This is a genomic window from Candidatus Palauibacter sp. (genome assembly GCF_965208055.1).
Taxonomy (GTDB): Bacteria; Gemmatimonadota; Gemmatimonadetes; order Palauibacterales; family Palauibacteraceae; genus Palauibacter.
This window is the reverse complement of the sequence record NZ_CBDBNY010000004.1, coordinates 2,327,918-2,345,354: the sequence shown is the minus strand read 5'-3', so window position 1 is coordinate 2,345,354 and position 17,437 is coordinate 2,327,918. Positions and strand designations below refer to the sequence as shown.

Below are 17,437 nucleotides of genomic sequence, written 5' to 3'. Positions count from 1 at the left end.
CGCCCGGCTCAGTACTCGGCTCAGTAGTAGAGCTGGCAGTTCATGGCCTCGAACGGGCCGTGGCCGGCCATCGTGTGGAGCCGGCCGGAGGGCGACAACCCCGTGAGCATGATCGGTCCCTGCCAGCGCTCGACATCGGCCGAGGCTTCTTCACTCACGAAGATGAGAAACTGGTTCCAGGCGACGCGCCCCGTGAGCCGGTTCTCCTCGGACAGAGTGCCGAGCTGCACCCACTCGTCGAGTTCGGGCTTCGCGGCCCACACCACATAGACGGCGCCGCGCCGCTTGCGCATCTGGTCGACCTGGATCTCGATGTCGAACGTCTGGAAGCCGCCCTCGTCGACGGTGATCTCGAACGGCGAGCCGGGCTGCCTGAGCGTCATCGATCCCCGGCTCCCGGGCGCGCTCTGGGTGCCGGAGAGCCTGACCACCTCAGGGGTGAGGAGGCAGGCGCCGATCCAGGGAGTCGTATCGACCCACGGTGGGAGTTCGGTCGGGCCGGCGGCCCGCGCCTTGTCGGCCGCGAGGGTGCCGACGGCGACCGCGAGGACGGCGGCCGCGCCGATGATGCTGATGGGCTGCTTCACGCTGTTCATGCTTCGAAAGGTTGAACCCGACGTCCTGCCTTGCAAGCGTCCGCGGGCAGCGCCCTCCGCTGTGCATCCGGCACGTCAGTCGGTCTTCGGTTCCTCTTCCTCGATGACGATTTCCCGTCCGGGGCGCTGCTGGCCCCGGCGACCCGGCCGGCGAGCGCCGCGTCCCTGGCCGAAATCCCCGTGCAGCCCCGAGAAGCCGTCGCCGGGACCGTGAACCACGCGGATCGCGCCGCCCTCGACCTGTCTGCCGAGCCAGTTCCGGACGCGGGCGAGCAGCCGTCCCCGCACGGGCGGAATGAGGAGCAGGATACCGGCGATGTCGGTGAGGACGCCGGGCGTGATGAGGACGACCCCCGCAGCGAGAATCAGCAGGGCGTGGACGAGCGACTCGCCCGGCAGACCACCCCCTTGGAGTTCGTCGCGGACGGCGAGCCAAGCCCGCAGCCCCTCGCGCCGGGCGAGCCACGCGCCCGCCGCGCCCGTCCCGATGACGAGGAGGAGGGTGGGCCCAAGCCCGAGCAGGCCGCCGATGCGTATGAGGAGCGCGAGTTCCACGACGGGGACGATCGTGAACAGCAGAAACAGCCGCAGGAGCATCGTCAGAACCCGTACATCGTCAGAACCCGTACACCGTCAGGATCCGGACACGGTCAGAAGCCCATCATCGCCCGCACGGCCGGGTCGATCCTCTCGGGCGTCCAGAACGGCTTCCACACGAGGCTCACGACCGCCTCCTCCACGCCGTCCACCGTCTCCGCCGCGTCCTTGGCGCCCCCGAGAATCTGCCCTCCCGCCGGACAGCCGGGACTCGTCAGCGTCATTGTGACCTTCGCCTCGCCCTCTTCGACCTCGACCTCGTACACGAGCCCGAGATCCACGATGTTGATGCCGAGTTCGGGATCCGTCACGGTCCGAAGCGCGGTCCGCACCTTCTCCTCGATCTCGGGTGTATCCTCGGACGTCGGGGCGACCGACGGGGTTTCGTCCGCTGACGGCGCGTCGCCCGCCGAGCCCATGCCGTCCATCGGATCCCTTGTATCGTTCGCTTCCATAGTATCCGTCACCTTTCGACCGTATCCGGCCCCGGCCCCTTATCCGACCAACTCGCCGGGCCGCACGCCCGGCTTCTCGAATTCCTTCAACAGATCCTCGACCGTGGGGCGCGCGCGCACCAGCGCCCGGCAGTCCTCCAGCGCGCCGGTCGCGTTGATGAGGATCGTGCCGATGAGCCGGTTGTCCGTCACGCAGTAGACGATCGAGCGGCCGGAGCCAAGTTCGCCCGAGACGATCGTGCGGTCCACCTCGGCCGTCTCCCCGAACACGTTGATGCTGAGATCGAAGACGTGCGTGAAGAAATAGGAGAGATGGTCGAACGCCTCCCTCGCGCCGGCCATGTTGCGGCCCGCGTGGCGCCCGTGGGCGCGGGCGTGGTCCCAGTGCTCGAGGCGCGACAGTCCGCCCTCCAGGGGATCGGGGAAGCGCGCCACGTCGCCCGCCGCGTAGATGTGGGCGGCCGTCGTCTCCGCGAACCCGTCCACGACGACCCCGTCCTGGACCGCGAGGCCGGCTCTTGCGCCGAGTTCATCGCTCGGCGACATCCCGACGCCCACGATCGCAAGGTCGGCCGGGACCTCCTCGCCGCTGTCGAGCACGACCCTCGCAAGACGTCCCTCGCCCTCGAAGGCGGCCACGCCTGAGCCCATCATGAATCGCACGCCGCGCTCCTCGAAGTAGCGGCGGAGGAAACTCGCGATCGTCTCCGGGAAGACGCGCGCCCAGACGCGCGGCTCCACCTCCACGACGACGGCATCCACGTCGAACTTCGACAGCGATGAAGCCAGTTCCATCCCGATGAAGCCGGCGCCGACGAGCACGACGCGCGACGCCCCCCGGGCCATTTCGCGCAGGCGCTCGGAGTCGGCGGCGGTGCGGAGGGACAGCACGCCCGGGAGATCGCTTCCCGGCACGTCGAGCCGCTTCGCCCGCCCCCCCGTGGCGATCAGAATGCGACGGCCCCGGAACGCGTCCCCTGCGGCCGTGTGGATGGTCATGGCGCGCGCGTCCAGACGCTTCACCGGCGCGTCCGTGAACAGCGTGAGTTCGTTCGCCCGGTCGTCGAACCAGCGCGCGGGTTTCACGTGCAGCAGGTCCCGCGGCGCCCCCTCCGCCTGCAGGAACTCCTTCGACAGAGGAGGCCGGTGATAGGGAGGATCGGGCTCTTCCGCGAAGATGGCGATCGAGCCTTCGCGGTCGATCTCTCGGATCCCGTCCACCGCCGAGACCGCCGCGAGGCCGCCCCCCACGATGATGTAGTCGAAGTTCCGCATCCGCAGGTCAGCCCCCACTGTCCTCGGCACCGTCTTCGGCACCGCCTTCGGCCGACTGATCGTGGACGATGAGCCAGGCTCCTTCCACGTTCAGCAGGACAAGCGTGAACGGCCCCGTCGATGTGACGATCCCCTCGCGTTCGAGGACGTAGCGCGCCGTCGCGACGCCGACCCGCTCATCCACCTCCCGGACCCGCAGGCCCTCGAAGCGGAGGCTGTCCCGCGCCGCGCCCTCCGCGAATCCCGGGGCGTATCGCTCCCGAATCCCGTCGTAGCCTTCGATGAGTCCCGTCGATCCGATATAGGTCGTCGTCGGAGATGGGGAGTAGGCGCTCATGAAACCCTCGAGGTCACCCGCGTTCCACGCCGCCGCCTGCAGGTCGAGCAGGGAGGCGACCTGCTCGGCGAGATCGGGCCCCTCGTCCGCCAGCGGTGAGCCGTTACTGTCCAGCCGCTCGAATTCGCAGCCTCCCGTCACGAGTCCGGCGGCCAGGGCGACCACTGCTGCCGCCGCGAGCCGCGAAGCTCGCCTTCCGATCGGTCGGTTCCGGATCATTCGTCCCATCCCCTGGCCTCTTTCAACTTTCAACCGAGCGCGCGCGTGAACAGTTCGACCGAGGCGTCGATCGCTTCTTCGAGTTCCGGTGTCGTCCCCGCGAACGGGTGTCCGGCCTGGAACGTGTGCGTCCCACCTTCTACCCCGACAAGCCGCGCGAGGTCTCCTGCCGCGTCGGCGATCCGCCGGGCGTCGCTGAAGGGCACGGACTCGTCGGCCGTCCCGTGCACCACCGTGACCGGAATCCGCAGGCTCGCGGCGCTGCCGAGCACGTCGAGGCGCTCCCGGTTCGCACGCATGTCGTCGAGCACGTTCCGCTCGAGCGGCATGTCCTGCTTCGTGCGCGCGTTCGGGATGATCACGGTTTCCCCGGCGTCCCACCGGTCGGCGAAGCTCTCGTAGCGCGTGACCGACGAGATCGAGGCCCACGTGACGACCCCCCGGACCTGAGACCGGAGGCCCGCCTTGAGGATGCAGGTGGCGCCGCCCCGGCTGTGTCCGAGCAGACCGAAGCGCGTGGCCGGCGTGACCTCGAGGTCTCCGAGCCGGCCCGTCGCGAGTCCGTCGAGAATGGCTTCCAGATCCTGGAGTTCGCGGGAGAAGGTGTTGCGGCTGAAGGCTTCCAGATCATCGAAGTCCGAGTCGCGCACGCCGGAGCCGTCGAAGTTGAAGGAGACGACGGGGATCCCGGTCCGCTCCGCGAGTTGTTCGCAGAGATGGGGGAAGAAGCCCCAGTCCTTGAACCCCTTGAAGCCGTGGCAGACGACGAGCGCCGCACCGCCGGCGGGAGAAGCGCCCTCCCCCTCGACCGGAGCGGTGCTCGACCGGTAGTCGCCGCGGAGATCCGCGCCCGGCGGTCTGAGTCGAAACGGGGTGCGCGTCACGGTCCGCATTGTGTCTTCATGTGTCTTCATCGCCCGCCGTCGTCCCGCTTCCGCCGGGGCAGCCACATCGAGTCCTCGCGGCCCGCCCGCCGGTTCGCGGCCCGGGCGAGCGTGAACAGCAGGTCAGAGAGACGGTTGATGTAGGGGACGACGACGTCGGCGAGGTCGGGCTGCTCCTCGAGGAGAGCGGTGACGCCCCGTTCCGCCCGCCGACACACGGTGCGCGCGACGTGGAACTGCGCGGCGAGGGGCGACCCGCCGGGCAGAACGAAGGCATCGAGCGCCGGAAGCTCGGCGTCCAGCGCGTCGATCCACGTCTCAAGCGCTTCGATCCGGTCGGCGGAGAGGGCCGGAATCGTGCCCTTCCGCAGCAACCGGTCGGGATTGGAGGCGGCGAGGCGGGCCCCGATCGTGAACAGGTCCTCCTGGACGGCTCCGAGCGCCGGCCCGGAATCGCCGAGCGTCGCGCCGTCCGGGTCGAGCGCGAGCGCCACCGCGATCACGGCGTTGAGTTCGTCGACCGTGCCGTACGCCCCGACCCGCGCATCGTCCTTCGGGACCCGCGCGCCGCCGAGGAGGCCGGTCTCCCCTCCGTCCCCGCCTTTCGTGTATATCTTCAATCGAGATCTGGCCGTAATCGGGTTTTGGCCGCATGCTGCGCGTCGTGCGCCAGGCTGAGGGGCGAACCTTAACAGCCCGCGCCGAAACGCCGCCACCTGGCGCCGCCAACAAGGAGCCGTGACGTGACGACTGACGGAACCGACCTCCGACCCGCGGATGTTCAGTCACGAAGGGCCTTCATCGCGACGGCGGCGGCCGGGGTGGGGGCCGTTGCCTCGGGCTCGCTCGGCGCGTGCGGTCCGGGCGGCGAGGAGACGGCTGCGGGCGCCTCGGATGCCGGCGCCTCGGATGCGGGGGACGCGGACGCGGGCGGCGGGATCGTCGTCGCGCGCGGGCCGATCGCCGTGGAGGCCGGGGTCGAGGCCCTCAGGCGCGGCGGCAACGCGATCGACGCGGCCATCGCAACGGCCTTCGCGCAGTTCATCACGACCCCGTTTTCGGCGGGGGTCGGCGGCTTCGGCTGCATGGTCGTGTACGACGCGAGCACCGGACGCGCCACGTCCATCGACTTCCACGGGCGGGCGGGGAGCAGGGCCACCCCCGACATCTACCGCAGCGCCCTCGAGGGGCGGATCTACGGGCACGCGGACCGCTGGAAGGTGCGCGGCGACATCAACCAGATCGGCTACAAGGCCGTCGTCACGCCCGGTACGATCGCCGGCCTGTGGGAGGCGTGGACCCGCTTCGGGACCCGGCCGTGGGCCGAACTCGTCGAACCGGCGATCCGGCTCGCGTACGACGGGTTCGAGATCCCCGGCGCGCTGGCGCGCGGCTTCACGACCCGGACCGAGTCGTCCTCGGGCGTCGTTCCGTTCTTCACCAAGGTCCGGACGACCGACGCCTCCGCGCGCATCTTCCTCAACAACGGCGCGCCGTGGCGGGCCGGGGAACGGCTCGTGCAGCCCGACTATGGCCGCACGCTCGAACTCATCGCCGCGGGCGGCGCCGACGTCGTCTACCGGGGCGAGATCGCCGAACGCATCGCGGCGGACTTCGAACGCAACGACGGGCTCATCACGCTGGCCGACCTCGAGGCGTACACGCCCGATGTCTACGACCCGGTGCGCGGCGCCTACCGCGGGCACGACGTGTTCTCGAACGCCCTGCCGGGGAGCGGCGCGCAGGTCATCGAGATCCTGAACCTCCTCGAGGGCTACGACGTTCCGGACCTCGAGCACGGCAAGGCGGACCACGTGGAACTGCTCGGCCGCGCCCAGATCCTCTCCTTCATCGACCGCCGCCGGTACCACGGCGACCCGAAGTTCATCGACGATCCGACGGACATCCTCGTGTCGAAGGATCGCGCCGCCGAACTTAGGGGCTTCATCGACCGCCGCGAACTCCCGCCGGATGTCGTGGAGGAGCCGCCGGAGGGCCCGGACACGACGCACCTCTCGACGGCGGACCGGGCCGGGAACTGCGTGGCGCTCACGCACACGCTCGGATCCGCTTCGGGGGTCGTCACCGACGGGCTCGGCTTCACCTGGAACAACTGCATGTTCCAGTTCAACCCGCTCGCCGGTCGACCGAACAGCATCGCGCCGGGAAAGGCGCGCATCACGGGGATCTCGCCCGCGATCGTGCTCCGCGACGGACGCCCGATTCTGGTCACGGGTGCGGCCGGCGGCACCCGGATCCTGGGCGCCGTCCAGCACACGATCAGCAATACGGTCGACTTCGGCATGTCGGCCCTCGAAGCCGTGTCCGTCCCGCGCTGGCACTGGGAGGATCACCTGCTGGAGATGGAGCCGCAGTTGTACCATCACCTCAGGGACGAACTCGAAGGGCGCGGCCTGGACGTCGCGAACGACGCGTTCGTCGCGCAACTCCACGCGGTCGGAATCGACCCGGATACCGGCCGACTGACGGGGGGACCGGACCCGCGGGGCTGGGGCGGAGGATCGGCCACGGCATAGCCTCCGGGACCGCCCGCGGCGGAGCGCCGCCAGCGGCCGTTTCGCGGTTGACACCTGCTCCTCGCTCTTGTATCCTCCGAGCCGCGTTGCGGGGTGGAGCAGTCTGGTAGCTCGTCGGGCTCATAACCCGAAGGTCGCAGGTTCGAATCCTGCCCCCGCTATCCCTCGCCTCGCCTCGCCAAGTTGCGGGGCGAGGCGTTTTGTTCTCCGATCTCTCTTGCGAGAGAGGGGTACGGTCCGGGGTAGCTCAGTGGCCAGAGCGGGTGGCTGTTAACCACTAGGTCGTGGGTTCGAATCCCACCCCCGGAGTAGGGCTGAAAGGGCTGGGTAGCTCAGGCGGTAGAGCACGGCGCTGAAAACGCCGGTGTCGGCGGTTCGACTCCGCCCCCAGCCATTTGCCACGGGCCGCCATCGGCCGGTTCGCGGGAAGCGGCAGAGGGGCGTAGCTCAATTGGTAGAGCACCGGTCTCCAAAACCGGCGGTTGGGGGTTCGAGTCCCTCCGCCCCTGTCGCTCGCGTAGCTCAGGGGTAGAGCGCATCCTTGGTAAGGATGAGGTCGCGGGTTCAAATCCCGCCGCGAGCTTGGAGCGGAGCAGCTTGGAGCAGAAGAGCGGGCGCCCGTAGCTCAGTTGGATCAGAGCACCGGCCTTCTAAGCCGGGGGTCCCAGGTTCGAGTCCTGGCGGGCGCGTGGCAAGCAGGGGACGACAGCGGCACGAGCCCCCATCGTCCAACGGCTAGGACACCACTCTTTCAAGGTGGAGATAGGGGTTCGATTCCCCTTGGGGGTATGGACGGAAAACCTGGCGGACGGGCGCGGCGACAGCCGTCCGCCGGCAAAAGAAGTTGAAGCGCGGGGCCGTAGCTCAGCTGGGAGAGCGCTGCAATGGCATTGCAGAGGTCAGGGGTTCGAATCCCCTCGGCTCCATGAGATCGCACGCGCCGTTAGCTCAATTGGCAGAGCAACTGACTCTTAATCAGTAGGTTCGGGGTTCGACTCCCTGACGGCGCATTTTTCCTCCCGCCGCCTCGTTCCTCCCGCCGCCTCGCCTCGCTTTCCGGGAGTCGGCTTGTGCCCTACCGGTTCTCGCGCTCCTGTGCCCGCGCCCCGCGCAGCACGTTCTCCAGCGCGTAGTTGGCCTCGTGGCAGGCGTATTCGTACAGGAGGTCGTCCATCTTCACGAACGGGACCTCGCCGCCCCACGGACTCTCCCACGTGTCGGGATCGTCGATCAGGAACTCGTAGTTGATCGTGTTCGCGTCCACGCGCGTGAGCCGTTCCGTGATCTTCATGTTCGAGGTCGCACCGAAGAACTCGCGGTAGGCCGTGAGTTGCTCCGGATTGAGCTTCGTCGTCTCGACCACGAGGGTGTCGTCCTCCCACCAGCCGCGGGAATCCCCGAACCAGGGACGGATCGCCTCGGGGAACGATGGCGGGGCGCCGCTCTGGTCCGCCTCCCCGGAGTTGGGGGAGGCGCCGATCGGGATGATGCGGGTGTCGTGCACCATCTCCGTCATGACGACGACGTGGGATGGCGTCTGCACGATGGTGTAGTTGTTGTTGTAGAAGTAGTTGGGGAGCATGGGCGGGCCGGCGTTGGACCCGAACGAGACGATGCAGCGCTCGGAGAGGGGGCGGTTCTCGGGGTTGTCGTACTCGCCGTGCCGGCCGCGCGCGGCCATGAGCTGGCCCAGCCGCTGCTGCGCCTCGGCGGTGCGTCCGGGGATGCGACCGTCTGCCGGCGCGGTGAGGAGGGAACTGCGCGGCTCGCCGTTCACGACCGCGACCTGATCTCCCCGATCGAGGTAGAAGAGGTTGTACCCCCCCGTGCCGCCGGCCGCCGCCTCCAGGATGAAGTCGCAGCCGATCGCGGTGCCGCCCTCCGCGGGCGCGTCACGATCGGGATCGCTGGACCCGGAGTGGGCCTCGATGCACTCCTGCCGTCCGCCCTCGATCTGCGCGACCTGCTCGGGCGTGAGCACGGCCTCGAACCCCTGGGGCCGCTCGATGGGGGTGATCGTCCCGTTCGTCCAGTTCCCCTGCAGGTCCGGCCGGCCGTCCGGCGTGCGCGGTACGGCGCCGCCATCCTGCGCCAGCGCGACCGGAATCGACACGGCGGCGACCAGCGCCACCGCGACCGTTGCGCGAATCATGGTTACCTTCATCGGAACGTCTCCCCGCGGTTCAGCGTCTCGGCGACACAAAGGGTCGTCACCTTCTAATCATATGGCTCGTTGCGCGATGGTTCACGGGGTGGCCATCCACACGGGCCGGGATGGAGATGCGGATGCCGGACTTCTCGTCGCGCCGGGAACGGCGCCTGTGGATCTGGGCGCTGGCCGTGGTCGTGGCGATCTATGCGACGGCCGATCTCGCGCGCACGATCGCCGACGCGCTCCGCGAGAGCGGGCTGCTCGAGCTCACCCCCACCCTGTTCGGCGGCGGCATGCTCCTGATCGGGGCGATGATCCTCGTTCAGGGGCTCCGGGAGCGGTCCCGGGGCGTCGAGGTCGGCTTCGCCCTGGGCGTCGCGGCGATCGCCGTCATCGGACTCGCGCGCGGAATCGCCGCCACCGAGCGCTCCCATCTCATCGAGTACGCGGTGCTGGCGCTCATCATCCACGAGGCCCTGGTGGAACGGAAGGCCCACGGGAGGCACGTCCCGATACCCGCCGTGCTGGCCATCGCAGCGACCACAGCGGTCGGCGTAGTAGACGAGTGCATCCAGTTCTTCCTGCCCAGCCGCACGTTCGACTGGTTCGACATCGGGTTCGACCTGCTGGCGAGCGTGATGGCGGTCGGCCCGAGCGTGGCCATTCGCTGGGTACGGCGCTGGCTCGGCAGGTCGCGCTCCTCGTAGCAGTCCGGACGGCGTTGGCGGGGATCGGGCCGGGCGCGCCGCCGCCGTCGACCAGGGGAACCGCCCGGGTGTCCCGACGGCGCCCTCACATACGTTTACGGGATGATGGCAACGGGCTCTCAACGGGCCCGATAGCTCGTCGTGAGGATGGCGATGCGGACAGAATCGACGTTGTGGAGGTCCCGCGCGCGGCGGTCTGTGCCGGGCCTGATGACGGTGAAACCCTGGATCGTGATGGCGGTACTCGCAGCCGGTTTCGCGACCGGCTGTGAAGCTGTCTTCTCCGGTGAAGGAGAAGGCGAGGTTATGGCGACCATCGACTTTTCCCGTGGTGCTCCGTCGTCGGATACCGCCGTGGTTCGCGCCCCCGAAACCGTAGGCGTGCGCCAATCCTTTCCCGTGACCATACGGACGTACTCCGGCTGTCTTCTCGAGGAGGGCAGAACACAGATCGACGTTCGCGGTCTCACGGCGGAGGTTACTCCGTTCATGCGCACGATCCCCGGTGTGAACTGCCCCGGCTTTCTTCGCATAACGGATCGGATCGTCCATCTGCGGTTCACGTCTCCAGGCGTCGGAGCCGTGACGGTATTCGGGTTGAACGACATCACGTATCCATCCTTCGGCTCCAATCGGCAGGCCGATACGGTGCGCGTCGAACGCAGCGTCGTCGTGAGATGAGCGAGGACGTGGCGCTTGGCCTCCAGCGGATGGCGTTCGACGTTCAGCGCGTCGTGCGGCTCCGCTTCTCCCCGCGGTAGTCGGCAGTCTGCCCGCGTCCAGGGCCCGTGTACCGGCGCGGTGTCAGTCGTTACGATGCCTCGGATGATCGATCCGAATCAGGAGGTTCTCATGCGGGGCATGACTCACACTCATCGCGGTGTGCTTTGGGCTGGACTTCTTGCGGTTTCCGCGACGATCGCGCTTCCGGGCACGGGAGCCGCGCAGTACCTGCCGGCGCGCGGAGACGCGTGGGAGACGCGCACTCCGGAGCAGGTGGGGATGAGCGCGGCGGGCGTCCAGGCGGCTGTCGAATACGCGCTCGAGCATGAGACGAGCCAGGCGCGCGACCGGGAGTTCCAGCACAGCCGGAGTTTCGGGCGCGAACCGCTCGGAGAGGGGATCGGTCCCTTCAGCGTGCGGGGCGGACCGGCCGGGATGATCGTGCGCCACGGCTACATCGTCGCGGAGTGGGGGGACACGAGGCGCGTCGACATGACGTACAGCGTGACCAAGTCCTTCCTCTCGACATCGGTGGGACTTGCGTGGGATGACGGACTCATCGGCTCGGTCGATGATACCGTGCGCGAGTACATGGCCCCGATCGACGTGCCCCCGGGTGACGGAGAGCCCGGCGTGGACCGCATCGGCTTCGGGAAGCCCGATCCGACGACCCTGTTCGAGTCCGAGCACAACCGCACCATCACGTGGGATGACCTCCTGCGGCAGACCTCCGACTGGGAGGGCACGCTGTGGGGCAAGCCGGACTGGGCCGACCGTCCGAGCGGCGACCCCTCCACCTGGCTGACGCGCGCTCGCCACCCTTCCGGCACCGTCTACGAGTACAACGACACCCGCGTGAACCTCCTCGCGCTCGCCGCGATGAGCGTCCTCAGGCGCCCACTGCCCGAAGTCCTGCACGAACGCGTGATGGGGCCGATCGGAGCCTCTCCGACCTGGCGCTGGAACGGCTACGAGAACTCGTGGGTCACGATCGATGGACGTCGCGTGCAGTCGGTGAGCGGCGGCGGCCACTGGGGCGGCGGCATGTTCATCAGCGCCCGCGACCAGGCGCGCTTCGGCCTCTTCACGCTGCGGCGCGGGACGTGGGGGGACCGGCAACTTCTGTCCGAGGAGTGGTTCGACCTCGCGACGACGCCCGGCCCGGCCAACGGCTCCTACGGGTTCATGAACTTCATGCTCAACGTCGCGGACGAAGAGGGGGACAAGCGCTATCCGAGCGCGCCGGAGGAGGCGTGGGCGCACCTCGGCAACGGCACGAACATGATCTACTGCGACCCCGTGAACGACCTCGTCGTGGTGGCCCGCTGGATCCCCGGCGGCGCGATCGACGGCCTCCTCGACCTCGTCATCGGCTCCATCGACGACGCGGCCGCGGCCTCGTCGAGCCGCTGACCGGAGTTCCGGCTTCTGCGCGGCGTCCCGCTCATACGACTTCGAGCCGAAAAACGACTTCGATGACCCTCGACGGATAGGTGTCCTCGCTGATTCCGCGGATGGCGACCGTGGCCGTACCCCGCTCATGGAATACGACGGGTACGACACGCGTCCAGTACGTCAGCACACCCGCGCAGTTCCAGTTGACCGTAGGTGACCGGGGACCGAGATCAAGCCGGTCCCACGGGATGATGACGACCTCCCGCCCCTTCACGTTCACGAAGGTCTGCCCGCCGCGTTGCGGGTCGCGAATGAGGCAGCCTCCCCCGTAGGTCCTGATCCTGACATGCACCGCGCGACCGGCCGCGATGGTGTCGGGCAGGGTCACCTGGACTCCGGCCTCGAACCCAAGGCTCCCATCGGAACCGACCTCGATGACTGCCATCCGATCCCGATACCGCCTGCCACCGTCGCAGCCGGCAGCCACCGCTACGGCGATCAACAACGGGATCGCAGGCCAGGTCCGGCGTTTGTGCATCGTCGTCCCCCTCCGGATACCGGAACATCATTGCGTCTCTGAAGAAACGTGTGCCGGCGAGCTCATGGGACACGCCGGGCGTGCCGCCGCCGGCTATCTTTACTACGACTGCCGCGCGTAGCGGACGAGAAGCGACTACCCTTCGCCGTCCAGGGCGGTTGGCGCAGCTCCGGAACGGGGACGATCCGGGATCCAACTTGGGCCGCATGGCAGGCGACGACACGGGGTGGAAGACGAAATGGGTGTTCGGATGGGGGGGGGTCGGTATGAGCTGGGAGTTCGATTTCGAGCGCCTGGTCGAGCTGTGTCGGCGTACCCACGAGGAGACCCGGCGCTCAGCCTCCCGCGCCATCGACCGTTCGCTGGTCGTGCGGAACTGGCTGTTCGGATGGTACATCGTGGAGTACGAGCAGAACGGCGCTGATCGGGCTGAGTACGGCAAGCAGACCCTGAAGAAACTGTCGGCGGCTCTGAAGGCGGTGATCGGGCGGGGCTTTTCGGTGGACGTTCTGGAGCAGATGCGGCGGTTCTACCGAAACTACGAAAACATCATCGAGGAGGTCTCGGTCGGCGACGATGTCGCGATACCGGCTCGGGTTTCTGGTCATGGGTCGAATTCCGACACACTGTCTCGGATTTCTCGCGACCAACCGAAATCCGATACGCTGTCTCGGATTTCATCCGGTCTCTCGCCAGCAACGGATCCAAGTCTCGCACGGCTCGCCGCGCGGTTCCCCCTCGGCTGGTCCCACTACGTCACCCTGCTATCGGTGACCGACCCCGACGCCCGCCGCTTCTACGAAATCGAGGCCGAGAGCAACGACTGGAGCGTCCGCGAACTCAAACGCCAGCTCGACAGCTCCCTGTACGAGCGGCTCGCGCTCAGCCGAGACAAGCATGAGGTTCGTCGCCTGGCTCGCGAGGGGCAGGTGGTGGAGAAGGCTTCGGACTTGATCAAGGACCCCGTGATCCTGGAGTTTCTGGGACTGGAGGAGAGCCTCGCCTACTCCGAGAGCGACTTGGAAACCGCGATCATCGACCGGCTTCAGCAGTTCCTGCTGGAGCTGGGAAAGGGCTTCCTCTTCGAGGCGCGTCAGAAGCGGTTCAGCTTCGACGACAGTCACTTTTTCGTCGACTTGGTGTTCTACAACCGCCTCCTGCGGTGCTACGTGCTGATCGACCTCAAGCTCGGGAATCTGACCCATCAGGATCTCGGCCAGATGCAGATGTACGTGAACTACTTCGACCGCTACGTGAGGACCGGGGACGAACTGCCGACCGTCGGCATCCTGCTCTGCGACGACAAGAACGACGCCGTCGTCGAGCTGACCCTGCCCGAGGACGCCAACATCTACGCGTCGAAATACCAGCTCTACCTGCCGTCGAGGCAGGAGCTTGCCGATCAGCTCGCGATCGCTCGCCGGGAGGTTGGGGGGAACGACGGTAGGCCATGACCGACTCACCGTGGAGAAGCTGCGCCTGGCGCACCAGTCGCTACCCGCCAATCCGCTGATCGCCGAGTCGATGTACTTGTTGCGCTACATCGAGAGGATGGGCACCGGGACGGTCGACATGATCCGGCGCTGCGCCGAGGCTGGCCTGCCGGAGCCGGAGTTCGAGGCCGGCGCGGGTTTCGTGACCCGGATCTGGAGGAAGGCGGAGACCACCCCGAAAACGGAGCGGACTACCCCAAAACCTGCTTCGACTACCCCAATCACTACCCCCAAAACCGTCCCGGAACGAATCCTGGCTCTCCTGGCGGCCGACCCCCGGATGACTCAGAAGCAGCTTGCGGAGCGCGTCGGCCTCACGCTGGATGGTATCAAGTACCACATGCGCCGCCTGAAGGCGTCCGGGGCGATCGTGCGGGTCGGATCGTCGCGAGCAGGACACTGGCAGCTCCTCGAACCCGGAGTTTCTGGTTCAGCCAGCGAGCAACCAGAAAACAACCAGAAGTCAGACCCCCCCGACGCCGGTCGCGAGCGCAGTCACGGCCCCGGTGGCGACCCCGACGGCCTCCGATGACCGCCGTCGTCCGGCCTTGTGGACGGCGGGTCCCCACCCCATTAGATTGCGTCCACGGCGCGTCGCCTCTTCCGGCGGCGCGTTTCGTGTCTGCGCCCGTAGCTCAGCCTGGATAGAGCGCTTGCCTCCGGAGCAAGAGGTCACAGGTTCGAATCCTGTCGGGCGCACTCGTCCCGGCCGGGCCAGCAGCACCGGTTCGTGGGAGGCGACTCCCCGGACCCGAGGGTTCAGGGGCGCAGGCTCGGGTGGCGGAACTGGCAGACGCGCAGGATTCAGGATCCTGTGGGATTAACATCCCGTGGGGGTTCGACTCCCCCCCCGAGCATCACCGGCCCAGGTGGCGGAACTGGCAGACGCGCTAGCTTGAGGGGCTAGTGTCCTTTTACGGACGTGGAGGTTCGAATCCTCTCCTGGGCATGCAGCACCGCGGGGTCTCGCCGATTCCGCACGCAGGACACATCGAGCGCCCGTAGCTCAACTGGATAGAGCACCTGACTACGGATCAGGAGGTTGGGGATTCGAATTCTCCCGGGCGCATTTCTCTTCCTTCGGAAGGGAAAAGTGCCCGCGAGAACTCGCGCGCTTCGGGGCTTCGCCCCTTCGCTGACCAAATTCTCCCAGGCGTTCCTTTTTCCTTCGGAAGGGAAAAGTGCCCGCCAGAATGTCGCGCGCTTCGGGGCTGTCGCCCCTTCGCTGGCCAAATTCTCCCGGGCGTTCCTTTTCTTGGCACAGGTGCCGGGTAGGATTGTCGGTGTGCTCGCGGGGGCTTCGCCCGCTCGCCGAGGCGGATTGCCGGGCGATCAATCTGCGGGAGGTCGACTTACTTTCAACGCTTTCCTCAAGCACGGAGTCCCATTGCATGCGCGTCAGGTTGGCTGAGCCAAGAGATGTGGATCGGTTGCTGGAGTTGATGCGGGGGCTCGCGCGGTTCGAGGAGTACATCGACGACTTCGCGGTGACGAGGGAGAGCGTGCTCGAGCATGGCTTTGGCGAGGCGCGTCTCTTCACCGCGTTTGTGGCCGAGCAGGATGGTGATCTCGTCGGGATGGCCGTCGTGTACACGATTCCCTGGACCTACACGCTTCGACCGAAGGTCGTGCTCAAGGAGCTGTTCGTCGAGGAGAGTGCGCGGAACACGGGGGCGGGAAAGGCTCTGATGGCGGCGGTGATTTCGCATGCCGGGTCCATCGGTGCGGCCGAACTGACCTGGACGGTCATGGACGGGAACCGCGCGGCCGAGGGTTTCTACCGATCCCTCGGCGCCTCGCCGGACCACAAGTGGAACAACTGGTCCCTGAACCTCGACGCGGAGGCGAGACCCGCCCGCTGACCATGCGCCAGGTACTAATGCTGTACTAATCCGTGTCAGATTAGTATCCGGCGGTCTCGTGCCACCCCTGTGAGGCGTCAGCGGGAGCCCGAACTCCGCGTCGGGGGACGGCATTCCGGCCATGCGGAGCCATCGGGCATGGCGCGCCGGTCGCGGGGCATCGGTTCCGGGTCCTCGGAGGCCAGGTAGGCGAACATCGCGGTCATCACGGCGTCGTCGCGCAGGTCCTCGTAGATGATCTTGTCGAAGGAGTCCCGGTTGGTGTGCCAGGTGTAGGTGCTCGTGTCCCAGCGGTTGTCGGCGATGTTCATGGCGCTGCGGCCGGGGCCCACGTGGAAGCTGAACGCCGGCACGCCGGCGCAGAGGAAGGATGCGTGGTCGGTCCCGCCGGATTCGGGCATCCCGGGGATCTCGAGGGTGACGAGGTCCGCGAGTTCGCTCGGGATCTGCGCGAGCCAGTCGCCGAAGCGCCCGCCGGCCGCGGCGAAGCCCTGCATGGGGATGAAGGTGACCGGCCCGTTCCCGTGATCGATGTTGAACACGGTGTGGGTGCGCTCGAGGATCTCGGGGTGATCCTCGACGAAGGCGCGTGACCCGTTCAGGCCCTGTTCCTCTCCGTTCCAGAGGGCGCCGATGATCGTGCGACGGGGGTTCGGGGCGGCGTGCTTCAGGATCCGCATCGCCTCCATGATCGCGACCGCGCCGGTGCCGTTGTCGAGCGCGCCGTCCGAACCATCCCACGAGTCGTAGTGGCCGCCGAGGATCACGTACTCCTCCGGCTCGGCGCTGCCGGGGATCACCGCGAAGGCGTTGAAGACGGGCGCCTCGCCGAGGAAGCGGGCCCGGGCGTCGACGCGCAGGACCGGCCCCTGACCGTTCTCGGCCAACCGGTACAGGAGCCCGTACGCCTCGCAACTCAGGTCGAGCAACGGGGCCCGCTCGTTCCCGGTGCCGAAGATCTTGTTCACACCCCAGCCCTCCGACCACTGCGAGCGGATGACCCCGGCGGCCCCGGCGGCATCGAGCGCTTCGGGCAGGACGCGCCGGCCGATGCCCGTGTTCTCCTCGCGTTCGCGCCACGCCGCGACCGCCCGCTCGCGCTCCTCCGTCATGCGGGCCCGCGTCTCGGGCCGGGAGAACTGCTCGAGGTTCTCCCGCGGACGACAACTCGCCTCCGGTCGCGAGATGAGGACGAACTTGTCTTGCGCCTCAGGCAGCCACGCCTGGAACGCGTCGGGGCCGCCCGCGTCCGCCAGAATCACGATCTCCGCCTCGACGGGGCCATCCGTGGCGGGACTCCATGCGGCGGCCATGCCCTCGAGCGACCTGACCCGCGGCGAGACGAGATCGATGTGGGTGATCCCGCGCTCCCACCCGCGCCATGTGCCGTACTGCTCCTTGTACGCCTCGATGCCCCACTCCGCGTACTTCGCCAGCGCCCAGTCGTTGGCGCCGGCCATCGCGGGCGAGCCGGTGAGGCGCGGCCCGATCGAGTCCATCATCACCTGGCCGAGTTCGTAGACCTGCGAGCGCTCGACGCCCTCCTCCCAGATCGCCCGAATGACGGGGTCGTCGGACGGAAACGACTGGGCGGACACCGCCTGTGTGGAGAGGAGTGCCAGCGAGCACGCGAGTGAGAGTCGAACCAGGGGTTTCATGGATCTCTC

17 protein-coding genes and 13 tRNA genes are annotated in these 17,437 nt (G+C 67.9%); 20 read left to right on the top strand and 10 right to left on the bottom strand.

All coding sequences use genetic code 11. The annotated features are described in order from the left end of the window. Window positions 1–20 precede the first annotated feature (20 nt). The 7 genes from ACOGXI_RS10470 to ACOGXI_RS10440 form a co-directional block, all read right to left on the bottom strand. Window positions 21–596, bottom strand: a complete 576-nt coding sequence (locus ACOGXI_RS10470) for a hypothetical protein (protein ID WP_419938788.1) — start codon at window positions 594–596, stop codon at window positions 21–23. A gap of 75 nt (window positions 597–671) precedes the next feature. Continuing rightward, complete coding sequence (locus ACOGXI_RS10465) at window positions 672–1,193, bottom strand: FxsA family protein (protein WP_419938787.1); 522 nt, start codon at window positions 1,191–1,193, stop codon at window positions 672–674. A 53-nt stretch (window positions 1,194–1,246) separates the two neighbouring features. Further along, window positions 1,247–1,648 carry a metal-sulfur cluster assembly factor gene (locus ACOGXI_RS10460; protein WP_419938786.1) on the bottom strand — a complete coding sequence of 134 codons (402 nt, stop codon included), beginning with the start codon at window positions 1,646–1,648 and terminating at the stop codon, window positions 1,247–1,249. Window positions 1,649–1,687: 39 nt separating this feature from the next. After that, window positions 1,688–2,953, bottom strand: a complete 1,266-nt coding sequence (locus tag ACOGXI_RS10455) for an NAD(P)/FAD-dependent oxidoreductase (RefSeq protein ID WP_419938785.1) — start codon at window positions 2,951–2,953, stop codon at window positions 1,688–1,690. Next, on the bottom strand, window positions 2,931–3,479 hold the full coding sequence (locus ACOGXI_RS10450; RefSeq protein ID WP_419938784.1) for a YybH family protein: 549 nt from the start codon (window positions 3,477–3,479) through the stop codon (window positions 2,931–2,933). The genes ACOGXI_RS10455 and ACOGXI_RS10450 overlap by 23 nt, the downstream gene beginning before the upstream one ends. 29 nt (window positions 3,480–3,508) lie before the next feature. Continuing rightward, window positions 3,509–4,393, bottom strand: a complete 885-nt coding sequence (locus ACOGXI_RS10445) for an alpha/beta hydrolase family protein (RefSeq protein WP_419938783.1) — start codon at window positions 4,391–4,393, stop codon at window positions 3,509–3,511. After that, on the bottom strand, window positions 4,390–4,983 hold the full coding sequence (locus ACOGXI_RS10440) for a cob(I)yrinic acid a,c-diamide adenosyltransferase (protein WP_419938782.1): 594 nt from the start codon (window positions 4,981–4,983) through the stop codon (window positions 4,390–4,392). Before ACOGXI_RS10440 ends, ACOGXI_RS10445 begins: the two co-directional genes overlap by 4 nt. 123 nt (window positions 4,984–5,106) lie before the next feature. Between ACOGXI_RS10440 and ggt the strand changes: the two genes are divergently transcribed. From ggt to ACOGXI_RS10390, 10 genes are all read left to right on the top strand, one after another. Continuing rightward, complete coding sequence (gene ggt, locus ACOGXI_RS10435) at window positions 5,107–6,900, top strand: gamma-glutamyltransferase (protein WP_419938781.1); 1,794 nt, start codon at window positions 5,107–5,109, stop codon at window positions 6,898–6,900. Window positions 6,901–6,987: 87 nt separating this feature from the next. After that, a tRNA-Met gene (locus tag ACOGXI_RS10430) sits at window positions 6,988–7,061 on the top strand. 75 nt (window positions 7,062–7,136) lie between these two features. Next, window positions 7,137–7,209 (top strand) — tRNA-Asn (locus ACOGXI_RS10425). 12 nt (window positions 7,210–7,221) lie between these two features. After that, a tRNA-Phe gene (locus ACOGXI_RS10420) sits at window positions 7,222–7,294 on the top strand. Window positions 7,295–7,336: 42 nt separating this feature from the next. After that, window positions 7,337–7,409 (top strand) — tRNA-Trp (locus ACOGXI_RS10415). Window positions 7,410–7,411: 2 nt separating this feature from the next. Further along, window positions 7,412–7,483: transfer RNA gene (locus ACOGXI_RS10410), tRNA-Thr, on the top strand. Between the two features lie 31 nt (window positions 7,484–7,514). Then, window positions 7,515–7,589, top strand: a tRNA-Arg gene (locus ACOGXI_RS10405). Between the two features lie 28 nt (window positions 7,590–7,617). Then, window positions 7,618–7,689 (top strand) — tRNA-Glu (locus ACOGXI_RS10400). A 64-nt stretch (window positions 7,690–7,753) separates the two neighbouring features. Next, window positions 7,754–7,826, top strand: a tRNA-Ala gene (locus ACOGXI_RS10395). Window positions 7,827–7,837: 11 nt separating this feature from the next. Next, a tRNA-Lys gene (locus tag ACOGXI_RS10390) sits at window positions 7,838–7,910 on the top strand. 65 nt (window positions 7,911–7,975) lie between these two features. On the opposite strand, the gene ACOGXI_RS10385 is transcribed toward ACOGXI_RS10390, so the two are convergent. Beyond that, complete coding sequence (locus tag ACOGXI_RS10385) at window positions 7,976–9,064, bottom strand: hypothetical protein (RefSeq protein WP_419938780.1); 1,089 nt, start codon at window positions 9,062–9,064, stop codon at window positions 7,976–7,978. A gap of 122 nt (window positions 9,065–9,186) precedes the next feature. Between ACOGXI_RS10385 and ACOGXI_RS10380 the strand changes: the two genes are divergently transcribed. From ACOGXI_RS10380 to ACOGXI_RS10370, 3 genes are all read left to right on the top strand, one after another. Further along, window positions 9,187–9,759, top strand: a complete 573-nt coding sequence (locus ACOGXI_RS10380) for a VanZ family protein (RefSeq protein ID WP_419938779.1) — start codon at window positions 9,187–9,189, stop codon at window positions 9,757–9,759. A gap of 354 nt (window positions 9,760–10,113) precedes the next feature. Next, window positions 10,114–10,440 (top strand): hypothetical protein, encoded by a 327-nt coding sequence (locus ACOGXI_RS10375; RefSeq protein WP_419938778.1) that lies wholly within the window; start codon window positions 10,114–10,116, stop codon window positions 10,438–10,440. Window positions 10,441–10,620: 180 nt separating this feature from the next. Continuing rightward, entirely contained in the window at window positions 10,621–11,895 is a 1,275-nt protein-coding gene (locus ACOGXI_RS10370) for a serine hydrolase domain-containing protein (RefSeq protein ID WP_419938777.1), read from the top strand. Window positions 11,896–11,926: 31 nt separating this feature from the next. Here ACOGXI_RS10370 and ACOGXI_RS10365 read toward each other — a convergent pair whose 3' ends face one another. Continuing rightward, window positions 11,927–12,322: a hypothetical protein gene (locus ACOGXI_RS10365; protein WP_419938776.1), complete on the bottom strand. Its 396-nt coding sequence runs from the start codon at window positions 12,320–12,322 to the stop codon at window positions 11,927–11,929. 299 nt (window positions 12,323–12,621) lie between these two features. On the opposite strand from ACOGXI_RS10365, the gene ACOGXI_RS10360 reads away from it, so the two are divergent. The 7 genes from ACOGXI_RS10360 to ACOGXI_RS10330 all read left to right on the top strand — a co-directional run bounded on the left by ACOGXI_RS10360 (window position 12,622) and on the right by ACOGXI_RS10330 (window position 15,770). Further along, entirely contained in the window at window positions 12,622–13,869 is a 1,248-nt protein-coding gene (locus ACOGXI_RS10360; protein WP_419938775.1) for a PDDEXK nuclease domain-containing protein, read from the top strand. A 10-nt stretch (window positions 13,870–13,879) separates the two neighbouring features. Next, window positions 13,880–14,440: a winged helix-turn-helix transcriptional regulator gene (locus ACOGXI_RS10355; protein ID WP_419938774.1), complete on the top strand. Its 561-nt coding sequence runs from the start codon at window positions 13,880–13,882 to the stop codon at window positions 14,438–14,440. Window positions 14,441–14,532: 92 nt separating this feature from the next. Continuing rightward, a tRNA-Arg gene (locus ACOGXI_RS10350) sits at window positions 14,533–14,607 on the top strand. A gap of 72 nt (window positions 14,608–14,679) precedes the next feature. Further along, a tRNA-Leu gene (locus ACOGXI_RS10345) sits at window positions 14,680–14,765 on the top strand. A 6-nt stretch (window positions 14,766–14,771) separates the two neighbouring features. Then, window positions 14,772–14,857 (top strand) — tRNA-Leu (locus ACOGXI_RS10340). A 46-nt stretch (window positions 14,858–14,903) separates the two neighbouring features. Continuing rightward, a tRNA-Arg gene (locus ACOGXI_RS10335) sits at window positions 14,904–14,977 on the top strand. Between the two features lie 334 nt (window positions 14,978–15,311). Beyond that, window positions 15,312–15,770 carry an N-acetyltransferase family protein gene (locus ACOGXI_RS10330; RefSeq protein WP_419938773.1) on the top strand — a complete coding sequence of 153 codons (459 nt, stop codon included), beginning with the start codon at window positions 15,312–15,314 and terminating at the stop codon, window positions 15,768–15,770. A gap of 77 nt (window positions 15,771–15,847) precedes the next feature. On the opposite strand, the gene ACOGXI_RS10325 is transcribed toward ACOGXI_RS10330, so the two are convergent. Further along, window positions 15,848–17,428 (bottom strand): M20/M25/M40 family metallo-hydrolase, encoded by a 1,581-nt coding sequence (locus tag ACOGXI_RS10325; RefSeq protein WP_419938772.1) that lies wholly within the window; start codon window positions 17,426–17,428, stop codon window positions 15,848–15,850. Window positions 17,429–17,437 lie beyond the last annotated feature (9 nt).

Bases quoted from the DNA above. Each gene is read 5' to 3' on its own strand.
- ACOGXI_RS10470 (WP_419938788.1), bottom strand. From the start codon at position 596: ATGAACAGCGTGAAGCAGCCCATCAGCATCATCGGCGCGGCCGCCGTC.
- ACOGXI_RS10465 (WP_419938787.1), bottom strand. From the start codon at position 1,193: ATGCTCCTGCGGCTGTTTCTGCTGTTCACGATCGTCCCCGTCGTGGAA.
- ACOGXI_RS10460 (WP_419938786.1), bottom strand. From the start codon at position 1,648: ATGGAAGCGAACGATACAAGGGATCCGATGGACGGCATGGGCTCGGCG.
- ACOGXI_RS10450 (WP_419938784.1), bottom strand. From the start codon at position 3,479: ATGATCCGGAACCGACCGATCGGAAGGCGAGCTTCGCGGCTCGCGGCG.
- ACOGXI_RS10445 (WP_419938783.1), bottom strand. From the start codon at position 4,393: ATGAAGACACATGAAGACACAATGCGGACCGTGACGCGCACCCCGTTT.
- ACOGXI_RS10385 (WP_419938780.1), bottom strand. From the start codon at position 9,064: ATGAAGGTAACCATGATTCGCGCAACGGTCGCGGTGGCGCTGGTCGCC.
- ACOGXI_RS10380 (WP_419938779.1), top strand. From the start codon at position 9,187: ATGCCGGACTTCTCGTCGCGCCGGGAACGGCGCCTGTGGATCTGGGCG.
- ACOGXI_RS10370 (WP_419938777.1), top strand. From the start codon at position 10,621: ATGACTCACACTCATCGCGGTGTGCTTTGGGCTGGACTTCTTGCGGTT.
- ACOGXI_RS10365 (WP_419938776.1), bottom strand. From the start codon at position 12,322: ATGGCAGTCATCGAGGTCGGTTCCGATGGGAGCCTTGGGTTCGAGGCC.
- ACOGXI_RS10360 (WP_419938775.1), top strand. From the start codon at position 12,622: ATGGCAGGCGACGACACGGGGTGGAAGACGAAATGGGTGTTCGGATGG.
- ACOGXI_RS10325 (WP_419938772.1), bottom strand. From the start codon at position 17,428: ATGAAACCCCTGGTTCGACTCTCACTCGCGTGCTCGCTGGCACTCCTC.